General features: G+C 45.2%; 12 protein-coding genes. 2 read left to right on the top strand and 10 right to left on the bottom strand.

Annotated elements, in window-relative coordinates:
* Window positions 1–133: 133 nt before the first annotated feature.
* Both AB6D93_RS12920 and znuA read right to left on the bottom strand, forming a co-directional pair.
* A complete protein-coding gene (locus tag AB6D93_RS12920; RefSeq protein ID WP_240799505.1) occupies window positions 134–3,496 on the bottom strand; it encodes a helix-turn-helix domain-containing protein in 3,363 nt (1,120 codons plus the stop codon).
* Between the two features lie 269 nt (window positions 3,497–3,765).
* The gene (znuA, locus tag AB6D93_RS12915) at window positions 3,766–4,656 is read right to left on the bottom strand and encodes a zinc ABC transporter substrate-binding protein ZnuA (protein ID WP_017067380.1); all 891 of its coding nucleotides are present in this window, start codon (window positions 4,654–4,656) and stop codon (window positions 3,766–3,768) included.
* Between the two features lie 83 nt (window positions 4,657–4,739).
* Here znuA and znuC point away from each other — a divergent pair, with 83 nt between their 5' ends.
* Entirely contained in the window at window positions 4,740–5,519 is a 780-nt protein-coding gene (znuC, locus tag AB6D93_RS12910) for a zinc ABC transporter ATP-binding protein ZnuC (RefSeq protein WP_102332539.1), read from the top strand.
* Window positions 5,519–6,304, top strand: a complete 786-nt coding sequence (gene znuB / locus AB6D93_RS12905) for a zinc ABC transporter permease subunit ZnuB (protein WP_017061944.1) — start codon at window positions 5,519–5,521, stop codon at window positions 6,302–6,304. The genes znuC and znuB overlap by 1 nt, the downstream gene beginning before the upstream one ends.
* A 114-nt stretch (window positions 6,305–6,418) precedes the next feature.
* Here znuB and sucD read toward each other — a convergent pair whose 3' ends face one another.
* From sucD to sdhC, 8 genes are all read right to left on the bottom strand, one after another.
* Window positions 6,419–7,291, bottom strand: coding sequence for a succinate--CoA ligase subunit alpha (gene sucD / locus AB6D93_RS12900; protein WP_004734209.1), 873 nt, complete (start codon window positions 7,289–7,291; stop codon window positions 6,419–6,421).
* On the bottom strand, window positions 7,291–8,457 hold the full coding sequence (gene sucC / locus AB6D93_RS12895) for an ADP-forming succinate--CoA ligase subunit beta (protein WP_010436793.1): 1,167 nt from the start codon (window positions 8,455–8,457) through the stop codon (window positions 7,291–7,293). Before sucC ends, sucD begins: the two co-directional genes overlap by 1 nt.
* Before the next feature lie 206 nt (window positions 8,458–8,663).
* A complete protein-coding gene (odhB, locus tag AB6D93_RS12890; RefSeq protein WP_017056410.1) occupies window positions 8,664–9,872 on the bottom strand; it encodes a 2-oxoglutarate dehydrogenase complex dihydrolipoyllysine-residue succinyltransferase in 1,209 nt (402 codons plus the stop codon).
* 21 nt (window positions 9,873–9,893) lie between these two features.
* Entirely contained in the window at window positions 9,894–12,710 is a 2,817-nt protein-coding gene (gene sucA, locus AB6D93_RS12885) for a 2-oxoglutarate dehydrogenase E1 component (protein WP_017061946.1), read from the bottom strand.
* A 97-nt stretch (window positions 12,711–12,807) separates the two neighbouring features.
* Entirely contained in the window at window positions 12,808–13,521 is a 714-nt protein-coding gene (locus AB6D93_RS12880; protein ID WP_010436773.1) for a succinate dehydrogenase iron-sulfur subunit, read from the bottom strand.
* A gap of 12 nt (window positions 13,522–13,533) precedes the next feature.
* Window positions 13,534–15,300 carry a succinate dehydrogenase flavoprotein subunit gene (sdhA, locus tag AB6D93_RS12875; RefSeq protein ID WP_017061947.1) on the bottom strand — a complete coding sequence of 589 codons (1,767 nt, stop codon included), beginning with the start codon at window positions 15,298–15,300 and terminating at the stop codon, window positions 13,534–13,536.
* The gene (gene sdhD / locus AB6D93_RS12870) at window positions 15,301–15,648 is read right to left on the bottom strand and encodes a succinate dehydrogenase, hydrophobic membrane anchor protein (RefSeq protein WP_010436768.1); all 348 of its coding nucleotides are present in this window, start codon (window positions 15,646–15,648) and stop codon (window positions 15,301–15,303) included.
* Complete coding sequence (sdhC, locus tag AB6D93_RS12865; RefSeq protein ID WP_017061948.1) at window positions 15,642–16,034, bottom strand: succinate dehydrogenase cytochrome b556 subunit; 393 nt, start codon at window positions 16,032–16,034, stop codon at window positions 15,642–15,644. The genes sdhD and sdhC overlap by 7 nt, the downstream gene beginning before the upstream one ends.
* Window positions 16,035–16,369: the final 335 nt, after the last annotated feature.

The raw sequence follows: 16,369 nt of genomic DNA, 5'->3' as shown, positions 1-16,369 counted from the left end.
CTCGTATCTCGTATCTCGTATCTCGTATCTCGTATCTCGTATCTCGTATCTCGTAGAAGCATAAGAAAGCCCCAACACGAATGTCGAGGCTAAAGTATCTTTATTTATGTTCTAGCTGAGTATCCGCTGCGTGCTACTCTTCGTTGTTTTCAGCAAACTTAGATGGTGACATGCCAAAGTGGTGCTTAAACCTTTGACTGAAATAGGAAGGGTCATTGAACCCCGAATCAAACGCCACATCAGAGATCTTCTCTCCAGCGAGTAAGCGCTCACACGCATGCTCTAGACGTACTTCATTCAAGTGCTCTTTGAAGGTCTTGTTGTAAGCCGATTTAAAGCGTCTCTGTAAGCTTCTCTCAGACATAAACAAATACTTAGCGGCAGTTGCAGTACTGAACTCGGCATCAGCGTAGTTTTCACTCACAAGCTGCGACACTCTGTTCTTCCACTCTTGTTCCGCTGTCAGTTTTTGTTGCTCTGGTGTTGAGGCGGCAAGCTTAATGGTTTCAATCTGTTCAATTGTGCTGGCTTCGAGATTGTCGAGTACTTGATACTCAATTGGCCACGAAAGCTGAACCTTATTTTGAGACTCCGAAACAAAGGCATTAAGCTCGCCACCGCTCTGATTCATCAATAGCGGCAGCTTTTCGATGTTAAGGTCGGTCGACTTTCCGGTATTGTCACCCATGCTTGATGCCAGTTTAGGGAAAGGCATGCCATGATCTCGAATGGTTACAACAAGATGCTCCTTAACCTCTTCAACCAGAACCACCATACTCTGCGACTTAAAGTTTCTCTTGATGATGCTCCCGACCAAGCTATTGAAGATAATATCGAGATTAAAATACAGCAACGAGACATATCGTTGTTTTGTTTCGACTTTAATATCCAGTTCAATACCGGCTTTGGTTAAGTCATCCTGCCAAGCTTTGAGTACCACCTCTAAGATTAAAATTATATCGTAACAAACTTGCCCTTCTCCTTGAGGCATATTACTCAATTGAGCTAAGCCATTTTTCAAGGTTAGAATCGGCGACTTCCCGAGCTCGTCATTCCAATTCGGGAGCATCGCAGCAATATGATTCACTTCAGAAGAGAGTTCATTGGCAGTGTGAGACACAAGCGCATTCTTCACGGATAGCTGCTTTTTAAGCTGTTGATTAGTGGCGAGTAATATCCGGCTTTGGTGCCTCAATTGGTCTGTCTTCAGTGCAACTTGCGCTTTTAAGTGCCGGTTGGCAAAAGTGACATAACGCGAACGCCAAAAGACTAAGATAGTCACAACGCCAATCAGTAATATCAGAGAGCTTGCTGCAGCCCAATTGGTCAGATACCAAGGCTCCGCAATCGAGAAGCTTTGATTGGTTGACACAAAGCGATAATGGGAGTCTTTAACCGGCTTCACTTCAAGTGTGTAATCCCCTGGAAGAAGATGATCGAGCGTTAACAAGCCCCCTTCAAACTCACTCCAAGGTTCATCGTCGCTCAGTCGGTATTCCATCGCAGGTGCGAACGTTGCTGGTAAGATACCTAGCTTAAACCCCATCGATGAACCATAAGGAATCTCATCCAGCTCTGCCGTTTTCCCGCCAAGTGATACCGTTTGTTGGTCGACACTTATCTTACTCAACAAGGCACGGCTATGAGGTGTAGTTGATACCAGTAACTCGTTAGATAACGCGCTGACTACACCATACTTTGAGCCGAAAACAAGCCTCGAAGGTTGGCTATCTTGACTGTAAAAAAGAGCACACGCTCCTGCCGCCAGTTCATTGGTGATCAAACCAAATGGCGAACCTATGTGTTTATGCAGTTGCCCATCCAATCCGTAATAACTGATGCCTTTCGAAGAGCCTAACCAAACACCATTGTCATCGCTTATCAGGCAGTTGGGGCTAATATTGTCTTCAACAAGAGTGATTTCTTGAATAATAGAGCTGTCATCCGGGATTCGATACACGCCATAACTGCTCGCAAACCACTGCGCTCCATCCTTCGCTTTTTCAATATCGACGACTTTGCCAAACCGTTCGCTGGAACGACTAAAGCTAATTCGTTTATCAATGAACGAGTAGAAGCCATGATCCGTTCCTATATAGATGCGACCTAGCAAGCCTACATTGAGAGCGGTGATCTTCGCAGGCAAGAACTTGTCGACTAACCAGTCAGTGCCATAACTCGTCAGTTTCATGGTTTCGATAGATAACGAATAGAGGTTTTGCCCAGAGGTCATCCAAAGAACGTTATCGGCTTGAAGCGCAAGGTTTTCAACACGCACTCCCTCAATTGGCCTTGGTAAATCAAGGGCTTCGGGTTGTAGTGTTTCCGTATTTAGACTGATGATACCTTGCTCGGTCGCCAACCAAATGGAAGAGCCAAAGATCTCAAAATCATTAACAGGGTTAGAGTAAACACGAATTGGGTTCTCTTCACTTTCAGAATCAACCAAGTAGAGCCCCATTGAAGACGCGACCCAAGATAACTGGTCACTGACAGGCAGTACTTTATTGATCACCACACTACTCGAATGCATGCCCATTCCAGTTAGGGGTGTTCTCGAGAAGGTTTTGCTGAACAGTGAGAAGTATCGGATACCGTTGTTTGTCGCAACCCACATACCACCAGCATGATCGTTTATCAACGAATATATTTTCTCACCCGGTAACGAGAAGTCTTGACTAGCGGCTTGTTCGAATCGAGTAATTTGTCCCGTAATAAAGTTGTAGCTAATAAGGCCGTACTCTGTACCAATCCAATACTGGTCCGAAGTTTCGGCCAACGAGAGAACATGCGACCCTTTAACGATGGTCTCTTTGTCTGGGTTCGCGAGATCAACAATCACAGCACCATTTAAAGTACCGATCACTAACTCACGTCGAGCATTCGAAAAATAAACCGTCTCAATATGGTTTTTGTCTGATGCGGTGACATGGGTAAACTCTTGATTCTCTGAAAGGTAAACGCCAGAACTGGTCGCTAGCACCCACTTTGATAGTACCCACTCAGCGTCGTTAATCGCAATGTCACTGCTGTTATTGTATCGGTACAGTTTAAGTAGAGAGTAGGTGTTGAATTCTAAAGATTGAGTGTTGTAGGTATAGAAATTACTGCCGTCAGTAACCCAAATATAATCGCCTGATGCACCGATATTCGCTATTTCAGCGCCGGGACTTAGGCTAAACGCCAATTCGTTGCCAATTCCAGGGTTATGTCGATAGACCTCATTGTCGAAAAATGTCCAAAACTCATCGTTCAGAAAGGCGACTCTTTCCGAAGAAAATTGCAGTAAGCTTCCCTTGCGAGGGAATAGAGTTCGACCATCGTAAAAGAGTACTTTTCCATGCACATCATGAACCCAGAGCCCACCTCCGGCACCTAAATACAAGTTTTTAGCCGCAAGGAAATTCCCTTGCGCTTGAGCGGGCAAAGGATAGAAAACGGAGGGCGAGGTATTTACCGCTAGAACGCTAAATGAAATGCTCATTAACATGAACATTTTGAAGATAATTCGATACAACTCTTAATCCTGAACAGCAACAACACATGAAATTTTGGGTACCACAACGTCTTATCGTTGCTAAACCAAAAACTGAGTTTTTTTGTGCTTATTATTATCTTTCCATTTTAGCGGAAATTAGAAAAGGAGAAAGGAGGTTTGTTATTTGTTAGGAGGTTTTATCTTAGCGGTCACGAAAATGCCGCAAAAAGCGGCATGATTCATAAATTAACGAGAGCAAAGTAGAGTAAAGAATACTCGTTTATGACTTACTTCTCGTCTAAGCAACTTGTATAGCTATCTGTAAGTTGCTGAAGAAAATCGAAATAGCTTCCACTCTTCACTTCAACTGTTGAACCGATAGGGTCAAGCTGACCTTGTTTTGCGTTACTTCCGCGCGTCACTGATTCAATCACAGCAGGAGTGAATTGAGGCTCAGAAAACACACATTGAACGTTTTCACGTACTATCGTTTTCTTAATAGCGATCAGGCTTTTTGCACCCGGCTTACGCTCTGGGCTCACCGTAAAGTGACCTAAGTTATTTAGCTCAAACTCTTGCTCAAAGTAACCATACGCGTCATGAAAAACGTAGTAACCTTTGTCTTTCACGGGTGCAAGTTGCTCTCGAATAGACTGTTGCTTCTCTTTCAATGCAATCAGGAATGAATCGAGATTCTCTTGGTACGCCATTGCGTTGTCTGGATCAGATTCAATCAACTTAGCTGAGATGTATTTTGCAGCTACTTCAACTTGCTCGATACCTAACCAAAAATGCGGGTCATGGCTACCGTGGTGGTGCCCTTCATGTGCATCGTGGTCATGCTCTTCGTGTCCGAACTCTCGCAAGTTGATTCCGGGAATATCACTGATCTTGATAACATTTTCTTTTGAACCAATCACCTTAGTCAAAAAGGCTTCTAGGTCAGGGCCAAACCAGATAACCATATCGGCACTGTGAACTTTTTTGACATCAGATGGCTTAAGCGCATAATCGTGCGGCGAAGCATTGCTGTTCATTAGCACATCCGGTTCACTAACGCCCTGCGTTAATTCCGTCACAATCATTTGAATTGGTTTAAAGCTTGTTAGAATAGTATTGGCACTTGCGACACTTGGCGCTAAAAGCAAAGTGGCAAGTATAAAAGATGAACGTGACATAATCCCTCGATAATAGAAAAGTAGCTTAGGCTTGAGGTAAATGTTACATTATAACATTAGCGGATTGCAAATGAGTTCTATTCATGGATAACTTAATCCAACTAGATTCTGTGAGCGTCGAATTTGACGGTCGAAAAGTTCTAGACAACATCTCTCTAAATATAGAGCGCGGCAGAATCACCACCCTCATTGGGCCAAACGGTGCAGGAAAGTCGACATTAGTAAAAGTGGTACTGGGTTTACAAACCAAATTTTCAGGCACAATAACAAAAGCTAAAAAACTGAAAATTGGCTATGTACCACAAAAATTAAAGCTTAATGATTCACTACCGCTTAATGTAGAACGTTTTCTAAAGCTCACTGGCAAGTTCAGTCAGCAAGAGAGCCTTGAAGCATTGAAGCTTGTTGGCGCTGAACATCTGCAAAAGAGTAACATGCACCAGCTATCTGGCGGTGAAAACCAACGTGTGCTAATTGCTCGTTCATTGCTAAGAAGACCAGATCTACTGGTTCTTGATGAACCTGCTCAAGGCGTTGATGTACAAGGGCAAATAGACCTGTATGACCTGATTGACACCATTCGTCACCGCTTTGGTTGTGCCGTATTTATGGTTTCACATGACCTGCATTTAGTGATGGCAAAAACAGACGATGTTATCTGTTTGCACCATCATATCTGTTGCTCAGGCGCACCTGCAGACATCAAACACCACCCTTCGTATATTGCGCTCTTTGGCACCGCGACCCAAGAGACGCTAGCGTTTTATCATCACCAACACGAACATCACCATCATGATCTTGCAGGCCAGCCTGTCGAAGGCGACGTGCATGAATGTTCAAACCATAAACATGGACATCACTAATGCTTGAGTTTCTTCTTCCCTCTATTTTGGCGGGTTTGGGTATTGCACTAATTGCAGGCCCACTAGGTTCATTCGTGGTGTGGCGTAAGATGGCTTACTTTGGTGACACGCTTGCTCACGCTTCTTTGATGGGCTTAGCACTTGGCTTTCTGTTCAACATTAACTTGTATTTCGCGCTGCTGATTTGTTGTTTGATGCTGGCCGTGTTGCTAGTGACTTTACAAAAACAAAAGCTGGTCGCGACCGATACCCTACTCGGTATTTTGGCGCACAGTGCGCTATCACTTGGTTTGGTTGCTGTCAGTTTCTTAGATAACGTTCGTGTTGACCTAATGAGCTACCTATTTGGTGACTTGCTGGCAGTATCTCCAACGGATTTAGTGTTCATCTATGCGGGTGCTGCTGTGATTGGATTAGTACTTGCTATCTTTTGGCGACCACTACTATCAACGACGGTTAACGAAGATCTCGCGGCGGTTGATGGCATCAACATTGATTTAATGCGTCTGATTCTGATGCTATTGGTCGGTATCGTGATTGCTGTCGGTATGAAGTTTGTTGGTGCGTTAATCATGACATCGCTACTGATTATTCCTGCAGCAACGGCAAGGAAGTTCTCGAGCACACCTGAGCAGATGGCCTTCCTTGCATCAATTATTGGCTCTATCGCTGTATTCGGTGGATTAAGCTTGTCTTGGTTCTATGATACGCCTGCTGGCCCGTCTGTGGTTATCAGTGCGGCAGCAATGTTTATGCTATCTCAAATGGTTAGAAGTCGAGCTTAGCACTTAGCAGTACGATCTCGTATCTCGAAAACATAAAAAAAGGCTTGGTCAGTGACCAAGCCTTTTTAATATCGTTTCAATTAACTTCTATCTCAATCGATAAAAGCCAGCTGATTACCAACCCGTGATTTCACGTAGGCCTTTACCGATGTCAGCAAGAGACTTAACAGTCTTAACGCCTGCTGCTTCTAGTGCTGCGAATTTATCTTCAGCAGTACCTTTACCGCCAGAGATGATTGCGCCTGCGTGGCCCATACGCTTGCCCGGAGGAGCAGTAACACCAGCGATGTAAGATACAACTGGCTTAGTTACGTTTGCTTTGATGAACTCAGCCGCTTCTTCTTCCGCAGTACCACCGATTTCACCAATCATTACGATTGCTTCAGTTTCTGGGTCTTCTTGGAAAAGTTTTAGGATATCAATGAAGTTTGAACCTGGGATAGGGTCACCACCGATACCAACACATGTAGACTGACCAAAGCCTTCATCTGTTGTTTGCTTAACTGCTTCGTACGTCAGAGTACCGCTGCGAGATACGATGCCTACTTTACCCTTCTTGTGGATGTGACCAGGCATGATACCAATCTTACACTCGTCTGGAGTGATAAGACCTGGACAGTTAGGACCGATCATGCGAACGCCAGTTTCTTCTAGCTTCACTTTAACGTCGATCATATCTGTTGTAGGGATACCTTCAGTGATCGTTACGATCAGTTCGATACCTGCATCAATCGCTTCTAGGATTGCATCTTTACAGAAAGGAGCTGGTACGTAGATAACTGTTGCTGTTGCGCCAGTTACTTCTACCGCTTCACGTACTGTGTTGAATACTGGAAGGCCTAGGTGAGTTTGACCACCTTTACCAGGTGAAACACCACCAACCATTTGCGTACCGTATGCGATAGCTTGGTCTGAGTGGAATGTACCTTGACCGCCAGTGAAACCCTGACAGATTACTTTAGTGTCTTTGTTAATTAATACAGACATTATTTAGCCTCCGCAGCAGCAACAACTTTCTGAGCAGCATCTGTTAGAGATTCAGCTGCAATGATATCAACATCAGAATTAGCAAGTACTTCGCGACCTAGGTCTGCGTTTGTACCTTCTAGACGAACAACTACAGGAACTGTTACGCCGACTTCTTTAACTGCACCGATAATACCTTCAGCGATCATGTCACAACGAACGATGCCACCGAAAATGTTTACGAGTACTGCTTTAACATTGTCATCAGAAAGGATGATCTTGAATGCTTCAGCTACACGCTCTTTAGTCGCGCCGCCGCCTACATCAAGGAAGTTTGCTGGCTTGCCGCCGTGTAGGTTTACGATATCCATCGTACCCATCGCAAGGCCTGCACCGTTAACCATACAGCCAACGTTGCCATCTAGTGCTACGTAGTTCAGTTCCCACTGTGCTGCGTGTGCTTCGCGCTCATCTTCTTGAGATGGATCGTGCATTTCACGAAGTTTAGGCTGACGGTACATCGCGTTTGAGTCGATGTTGATCTTGCCGTCTAGACAAAGCAGGTTGCCTTCGCCAGTAATTACAAGCGGGTTGATTTCTAGTAGAGCTAGGTCGTACTGAGAGAACATTTGGCCAAGACCCATGAAGATCTTAACGAACTGTTTGATTTGATCGCCAACTAGACCAAGTTTGAACGCCAGTTCACGGCCTTGGTAAGCTTGAGGGCCTACTAGAGGATCGATCGCTGATTGGTGAATCAACTCTGGAGTTTCTTCAGCGATTTTCTCAATGTCCACACCGCCTTCAGTTGACGCCATGAATACAATTTTACGCGTTGCGCGGTCAACAACAGCACCTAGGTAAAGTTCGTTAGCAATGTTTGATGCTTCTTCAACTAGGATCTTAGTTACAGGCTGACCATTAGCGTCTGTTTGGTAAGTCACTAGGTTTTTACCTAGCCACTTTTGTGCAAACTCTTTAACGCCTTCTTTGGTGTCATGTAGCTCTACGCCGCCCGCTTTACCGCGGCCACCAGCGTGTACTTGACACTTAACGACTTTCTTGGCTGTACTGATACGACCTGCAGCTTCGAAAGCTTCTTGTGCAGTATCACATGCGAAACCTTCTGGTACAGGCAAACCGAATTCTGCAAACAGCTGTTTGGCTTGGTATTCATGCAAATTCATTTTGATATTCCGTTTATTTTCCCTTAAGGGATTATTATTTCCATAACGACACAGTTTCCTGTGTTACGTCTGTAGGGTCTTCTCAAAACAACTGCTGTCCATTTTCTAATGGCTTTACAGTTCAATTGAAGGCCAGACGTTGAGCAGCCTAGCCTTTGAAACTTTTTACGTCTAGCTAACGGGGTTAACTAGACGTTTTAGCGATACTAAACGTCTAATAGCAGACGTGCAGGATCTTCTAGAAGCTCTTTGATGGTCACTAGGAAGCCAACTGATTCACGGCCATCGATTAGACGGTGGTCGTAAGAAAGCGCTAGGTACATCATTGGTAGAATCTCTACCTTGCCATCAACAGCCATTGGACGGTCTTGGATTTTGTGCATACCCAAAATTGCCGCTTGAGGCGGGTTGATGATTGGCGTAGACATTAGAGAACCAAATACACCACCGTTTGTGATAGTGAAGTTGCCGCCCATCAGTTCATCAACCGTTAGCTTGCCGTCACGACCTTTGATTGCTAGCTCTTTGATGCCTTTTTCGATATCAGCGAAACCTAGTGTGTCACAGTCTTTGAGTACTGGAGTCACTAGACCACGTGGCGTAGATACCGCCATGCTGATGTCGAAGTAGTTGTGGTAAACGATATCTGTACCATCAATAGAAGCGTTCACTTCTGGGAAACGCTTCAGTGCTTCTGTTACTGCTTTCACGTAGAAAGACATGAAGCCAAGACGCGTATCGTGACGTTTCTCGAATTGGTCTTTGTACTGCTTACGAAGGTCCATGATTGGCTTCATGTTCACTTCGTTGAAAGTAGTCAGCATTGCTGTGCTGTTTTTCGCTTCTAGAAGACGGTTTGCAACTGTCTTACGCAGGCGAGTCATAGGCACGCGTTTTTGGCTGCGAGCCGCTGCTGGCGCTTCAACTGCTGGTGCAGATGCTGCTGCCGGAGCCGCTTTCGCTGCTGCTAGGTGTGCGTCGATGTCTTCACGAGTAATACGACCACCAACACCAGTGCCTTTAACGTCAGCTGGTTGTAGGTTGTGCTCAGCAAGCAGGCGACGAACAGCTGGGCTTAGTGCGTCGTTGTTCTCTTCTGTTAGCGCAGCTTTATGGCGCTTATCAGGAGATGCTTCTGTATCTTCAGTGGTGTCTTTCGTTGGTTCACCAGCGACAGCACCCGGCTTGATTTTAGCCAAAAGCTGCTTAGAAAGTACCGTAGCACCCTCTTCTTCGATGATAGCTTCCAGAACACCCGCTTCAGGAGCCGGTACTTCTAGAACTACTTTATCTGTTTCGATATCTACAATGACTTCATCACGTGCAACCGCTTCGCCCGGTTTTTTGTGCCAAGTAGCAACTGTTGCATCAGCCACAGATTCAGGTAAATCTGGAACCAGAATTTCAATTGTCATGTGCGTATTTTCCTTTTACTTCTAGTTCTTAAGTAGGGTCAAAGCGTCGTCAACTAACGCTTTTTGTTGTTTCAAGTGTACTGACATATAGCCAACAGCTGGTGATGCTGATGCAGGACGACCTGCGTATTGAATATCAGCACCTACTGGGATAGCAGCTCGGAAATTATGTTGGCTACTGTACCAAGCACCTTGGTTTTGTGGCTCTTCTTGACACCAAACGTAATCGACTACATTTGTGTACTGTGCGATGGCAGCTCTCACGTCCTCATAAGGGAACGGGTAAAGTTGCTCAATACGTACAATAGCGACATCGTCTTGCTCGTTCTTACGTCTTTGGTCAAGCAGGTCAAAGTAAACCTTACCTGAACAGAACACGACGCGTTTTACGTTCTCAGGAGCCAGATCATCAATTTCTGCGATAGCTGGTTGGAACGTGCCTTCTGCCAAATCTTCAAGAGAAGAAGTACACAGAGGGTGACGAAGCAATGACTTAGGTGACATTACAATCAGTGGACGACGCATTGGTCGAACAACCTGACGGCGAATCATGTGGTAAACCTGAGCTGGTGTTGAAGGAACAACAACCTGCATGTTTTGTTCAGCACATAACTGAAGGTAACGCTCAAGACGTGCAGAAGAGTGCTCCGGGCCTTGGCCTTCATAACCGTGAGGAAGCAGCATAGTTAGACCACATAGACGTGCCCACTTTTGCTCACCTGATGAAATGAATTGGTCGATAACAACTTGTGCACCGTTTGCGAAGTCACCAAATTGAGCTTCCCAAAGGGTTAGACCGCTTGGCTCTGCTGTCGCGTAACCATACTCAAATGCGAGTACCGCTTCTTCAGATAACACAGAGTCAAACACTTGGAATGGCCCTTGTTTATCATGAATGTTCGCAAGAGGAACATACGTGCTTGCATCTGATTGATTGTGCAGTACTGAGTGACGGTGGAAGAACGTACCACGACCTGAATCTTGGCCTGAGATACGAATACGCTTACCGTCGTCAACAAGTGTTGCGTATGCCAGAGTTTCAGCCATACCCCAATCGACTTGTTTCTCACCATTCACCATGGCAGTACGATCGTTGTACAGTTTATTTACTCGGCTTTGCAGCTTGTGGCTGTCCGGGTATTGACAAAGTTTGGTACCAAGCTCTTTCAGGCGCTCGATATCAATCTTGTTATCCCACTCGATGTTCCAGTCGTGACCTAGGTAAGGAGACCAGTCTACTGAGTGAAGTGCCATTGGACGCCACTCTTTAACCACAACTTCACCGTGATCAAGTGCATCACGATATTCGTTAACTAGCTGAGTTGCTGTATCAATACCAAACTCACCGCGCTCCATTAGCACGTCAGCGTAAAGCTTACGTGGTGTTGGGTGCTTCTTGATTTTTTGGTACATCAAAGGCTGTGTTGCATTCGGCTCATCGGCTTCATTGTGACCGTGGCGACGGTAACAAACCAAATCAATAACAACATCACGCTTAAACGTATTACGGTAATCCAATGCAAGACGCGCAACAAACGCAACCGCTTCTGGATCATCAGAGTTAACGTGGAAAATCGGAGCCTGAACCATCTTCGCGATATCGGTACAGTACATCGTAGAGCGTGTATCGCGAGGGTTAGACGTTGTAAAACCAACTTGGTTGTTTACAACGATACGAACCGTACCACCTACACAGAAACCACGAGCTTGAGACATGTTAAACGTCTCTTGTACTACACCCTGACCAGCGATAGCTGAGTCACCGTGGATAGTAATTGGAAGTACACGGCTACCATCATTATCACCAAGGCGATCTTGACGTGCACGTACTGAACCGATAACTACCGGGTTTACGATTTCTAAGTGAGATGGGTTAAATGCTAGTGCTAAGTGAACGTTGCCGCCTGGCGTTGCGAAGTCCGCAGAGAAGCCTTGGTGGTATTTCACATCACCAGTACCCCACGTGTCATCGTGCTTGCCCGCAAACTCGTCAAACAGGTCTTGTGGCTTTTTACCAAGCACGTTGACCAACATGTTTAGACGACCACGGTGAGCCATACCAACAACAACTTCACGCATGCCTTGTCCGCCAGCATGACGAATAATTTCTTTCGTCATTGGGATAAGAGCATCACCACCTTCCAACGAGAAGCGTTTTGCGCCTGGGAATTTCGCACCAAGATAGCGCTCAAGACCTTCAGCAGCAGTTAGCTCTTCTAGGAAAGCTTGCTTTTCTTCTTTGTTGAAAGAGGGTTGACCAGATACGGACTCTAAACGTTGTTGGATCCAACGCTTTTGCTCTGTATTTGTCATGTGCATGTATTCAGCACCAATAGAGCCACAATACGTTTGCTTTAGAGATTTGTAGAGATCTTTAAGCACCATCGTCTCTTGGCCAATGGCGTAAGAGCCGACGTTGAACGTCTCATTGAGGTCATCTTCGGTAAGAGTGTGGAAAGAAGGGTCCAGTTCATCAACTGTCGCTCTTTTCCATAAACCTAGGGGGTCTAGATTTGCTGCTTGATGCCCTCGGAATCGATAGGCATTAATAAGTTGCAGAACCTTTACTTGTTTCGCATCGACATCTGGATCACTAACTTGGACACTGTAATGCTTTGTTTCTTGAGCGAGTCGACGGAAGTATTCACGAACACGAGAGTGTGGTTGTTCCACTGTCTCTGAAGCTTGCACAGGCAGTTCTTCAAAAACACTTCTCCATTCGTCACTTACCGAATCTGGGTCACTTAGATACAGTTCATAGAGTTCTTCTACGTACGTTGCATTGGCGCCAGCCAAGTGTGAAGACTCGAGCCATGCCTTCATCACGCCGTTGTGCATATTTTCCCTTAACCAGTAGTTTTCACGTTTGCTGCGGTCTATGCCGAGCTATTAAAAGGCCGCCCCAAAACTTCTAGGGCGGCAATTTTTATATAACTTAAACCGAACGATTCACTAGCATGGTCTTGATGTGACCAATAGCTTTCGTCGGATTTAATCCCTTAGGACAAACACTTACACAATTCATGATGCCATGGCAACGAAAAACGCTAAATGCATCATCAAGATCGGACAAACGTTCGTCTGTCGCTGTATCTCGGCTATCAATTAGCCAACGGTACGCTGCAAGCAGGCCTGCTGGTCCGATGAATTTGTCAGGGTTCCACCAGAATGATGGGCATGACGTTGTACAACATGCACACATGATACATTCGTACAATCCATCTAAATGAGCACGCTCATCAGGGCTTTGTAAGTTTTCACGAGCCGGTGGCACATTGCCATCAGACACTAAGAATGGCTTCACTTTTTCGTAGTTATCGTAGAACTGAGTCATGTCTACAATCAGGTCACGAACAACGGGTAAGCCAGGCAGTGGGCGAATCACAATCTTGTCTTGGCCCGAAAGCGCAGACAATGGCGTGATACACGCTAGGCCATTTTTACCGTTCATGTTCAAACCATCCGAGCCACATACACCTTCACGGCATGAGCGACGGAATGAGATTGTTGGATCTTGCTCTTTCAACAGAATAAGCGCATCCAAAAGCATCATGTCTGAACCTTCATCCACTTCTAGAGTGTATTCCTTCATATAAGGTTTCTGGTCGACATCTGGATTGTAACGATATAAAGAGAAATTCAGTTTCATGGTCATATCTCCTTAGTACGTACGTGCTTTTGGTGGGAACGCTTCACGATGGATAGGTTCCATGTTTACACCACGCTTAGTCATGCTCTCTGACTCTGGGTTGTAAAGTGAGTGGCATAGCCATTGCTCATCATCACGGTCAGGGAAATCGAATCGAGCGTGTGCGCCACGGCTCTCTGTACGGAAATTTGCAGCAACAGCCGTTGCGAATGCCGTTTCCATCAAGTTTTCAAGCTCTAGACACTCGATACGTTGAGTGTTGAACTCTGTAGACTTATCAGATAAGTGTGCATTTTTCAGACGCTCGCGAATCGCTTTTAGCTCTTCTAGGCCTTCAGCCATTGCTTTGCCTTCACGGAATACTGAGAAGTTGTTCTGCATACATTGCTGAAGATCTTTACGGATTTGCGCTGGATCTTCGCCGTCTGTGCTGTTTTCCCAACGGTTGTAACGCTCTAGTGAACGCTCAATGTCAGCTTCAGTTGCAGGTTTCGCTTCGTCTTGCTTCTTCAGTGTCTCACCTAGGTGTAGACCTGTCGCACGACCAAATACCACCAAATCAAGCAGTGAGTTACCACCTAGACGGTTGGCACCATGTACTGATACTGATGCGATTTCACCACAAGCAAAGAGACCTTGGATTTCAACATCGTTGCCGTCTTCGGTTTGCTTAATAGCTTGACCAGAAACTTGTGTTGGAACACCACCCATCATGTAGTGACATGTAGGGATTACTGGGATTGGCTCTTTCACTGGATCAACGTGAGCAAAGGTACGAGAAAGTTCACATACACCAGGAAGACGAGATTCAAGTGTCTCTTTACCTAGATGATCAAGCTTAAGCTTGATGTGTGGACCCCAAGGGCCATCGCAACCGCGACCTTCACGAATTTCAACCATCATTGAACGAGCAACAACATCACGACCCGCTAAGTCTTTAGCGTTTGGTGCGTAACGTTCCATGAAGCGTTCGCCGTCTTTATTGAGAAGGTAACCACCTTCACCACGACAACCTTCCGTTACCAATACACCTGCACCAGCGATACCCGTTGGGTGGAACTGCCACATTTCGATGTCTTGCATAGGAACGCCAGCACGAATCGCCATACCAACACCGTCACCAGTATTAATATGTGCATTGGTTGTTGATGCGTAGATACGACCAGCACCTCCGGTAGCAAGGATTGTTGCCTTCGCTTTGAAGTAGCAAACCTCACCGGTTTCCATGCAAAGCGCAGTAGTACCTAAGATTGCACCATCTTCGTTCTTAACAAGATCCAGTGCATACCACTCAGAGAAAACAGTCGTTTTGTGTTTAATGTTTTGTTGGTAAAGCGTGTGAAGCAGAGCGTGACCAGTACGGTCGGCTGCAGCTGCGGTACGAGCCGCTTGCTCACCACCAAAGTTTTTAGATTGACCACCGAAAGGACGCTGGTAAATAGTACCGTTCTCAAAACGAGAGAAAGGTAGGCCCATTTTTTCGAGTTCGATTACCGACTCAGGACCGTTTTTACACATGTATTCGATAGCGTCTTGGTCACCGATGTAATCAGAACCTTTTACTGTGTCATACATATGTTGTTCCCAATGGTCTTCATGCGCGTTACCAAGAGCAACAGTGATGCCGCCTTGCGCTGAAACCGTATGAGAACGAGTAGGGAAAACTTTAGAAAGCAATGCACAAGAAAGGCCTTGCTCAGAAATTTGCAGTGCGGCACGCATACCTGCACCACCAGCGCCGATAACTACGGCATCAAACTCACGAACAGGAATAGTCACTTACGCACCCCACAAAATAAACAGACCAGAGAAGAAATATCCAAGAAGAACTGCAACAACACCGACTTGAAGACCAACACGCAGTTTTGCGCATTTGATGTAGTCAGTTAGTACTTGCCATAGGCCGATCCACGCGTGAACCAAAACAGAAGTAAGCGCTAACATGGTGAAGACTTTAGTGAAGGTTCCACCAAAGAATTGCGTCCAAGATGCGTAAGAGATATCACCAGAGAAAGCACAGAAGCTAACTAGGTAGATAGTGTAAAGCGTCATAATGATGGCAGTTGCACGAATCAATAGATAATCGTGGACACCATTACGACCAAAAGTAGAAACGTTGTTTACCATACTAAGATCCCCGCTAGTAGAGACAATACCGCTGTTGCTGCGAATGCAACCTTAGCGCTCTTAGCGCCAGATTCCAGCTCTTCAAAGTGACCAAGGTCCATAAGAAGGTGACGAATACCACCAGCAATGTGGTAAGCCAAAGCGGTTAAAATGCCCCACAGAATAAACTTCACGAAGAAACCATCGACAATGTCGCTAGCTTCGGCAAAGCCTACTGGGGATGAGAGGGAAATGGATAGTAACCAAAGCAGAATTCCAATCGCGACAAAAGTTATCACCCCAGACACACGGTGTAGGATGGAAGCTATTGCTGTGATTGGAAAGTGGATGGTCTGTAAATCTAAATTAACAGGTCTTGTCTTTCTTTCTTTCACGGGCTTGCTCACTCAGCTCCATTGAGCATTATGGTCATTAAATAACCTTATGATATTGTTATGGACAAAATTTGATTGTAAACCTTCAAAATTTAACATTAACTTAACAAATAACTGAAGTTGAGCCTTAGATAATTGTAAAATAATTGTTAACTGCTCGATTAAGAAAGACACCTCACATTTCTTCTTAGCCTTGCATTTATAAGGTTTTAACCAAACTTTTCAGCGTCACTATACGACTGGCAACATTCTAATACAATTGATGTAACAAATAATGCTACACAGACCAGATTTTTAACGAATTTAATGTAAAAAACACTAACAAGTGCACACAAAGCTTCAGAAAA

This window comes from Vibrio sp. 10N.247.310.23 (genome assembly GCF_041467155.1).
Classification (GTDB): Bacteria; Pseudomonadota; Gammaproteobacteria; order Enterobacterales; family Vibrionaceae; genus Vibrio; species Vibrio crassostreae_C.
Note: the sequence above shows the minus strand (reverse complement) of the source record. Positions and strands in the feature narration are given on the sequence as shown.

Bases quoted from the DNA above. Each gene is read 5' to 3' on its own strand.
- sucA (WP_017061946.1), bottom strand. From the start codon at position 12,710: ATGCACAACGGCGTGATGAAGGCATGGCTCGAGTCTTCACACTTGGCT.
- AB6D93_RS12920 (WP_240799505.1), bottom strand. From the start codon at position 3,496: ATGTTCATGTTAATGAGCATTTCATTTAGCGTTCTAGCGGTAAATACC.
- znuB (WP_017061944.1), top strand. From the start codon at position 5,519: ATGCTTGAGTTTCTTCTTCCCTCTATTTTGGCGGGTTTGGGTATTGCA.
- znuC (WP_102332539.1), top strand. From the start codon at position 4,740: ATGGATAACTTAATCCAACTAGATTCTGTGAGCGTCGAATTTGACGGT.
- sucC (WP_010436793.1), bottom strand. From the start codon at position 8,457: ATGAATTTGCATGAATACCAAGCCAAACAGCTGTTTGCAGAATTCGGT.
- sucD (WP_004734209.1), bottom strand. From the start codon at position 7,291: ATGTCTGTATTAATTAACAAAGACACTAAAGTAATCTGTCAGGGTTTC.
- sdhD (WP_010436768.1), bottom strand. From the start codon at position 15,648: ATGGTAAACAACGTTTCTACTTTTGGTCGTAATGGTGTCCACGATTAT.
- AB6D93_RS12880 (WP_010436773.1), bottom strand. From the start codon at position 13,521: ATGAAACTGAATTTCTCTTTATATCGTTACAATCCAGATGTCGACCAG.
- odhB (WP_017056410.1), bottom strand. From the start codon at position 9,872: ATGACAATTGAAATTCTGGTTCCAGATTTACCTGAATCTGTGGCTGAT.
- znuA (WP_017067380.1), bottom strand. From the start codon at position 4,656: ATGTCACGTTCATCTTTTATACTTGCCACTTTGCTTTTAGCGCCAAGT.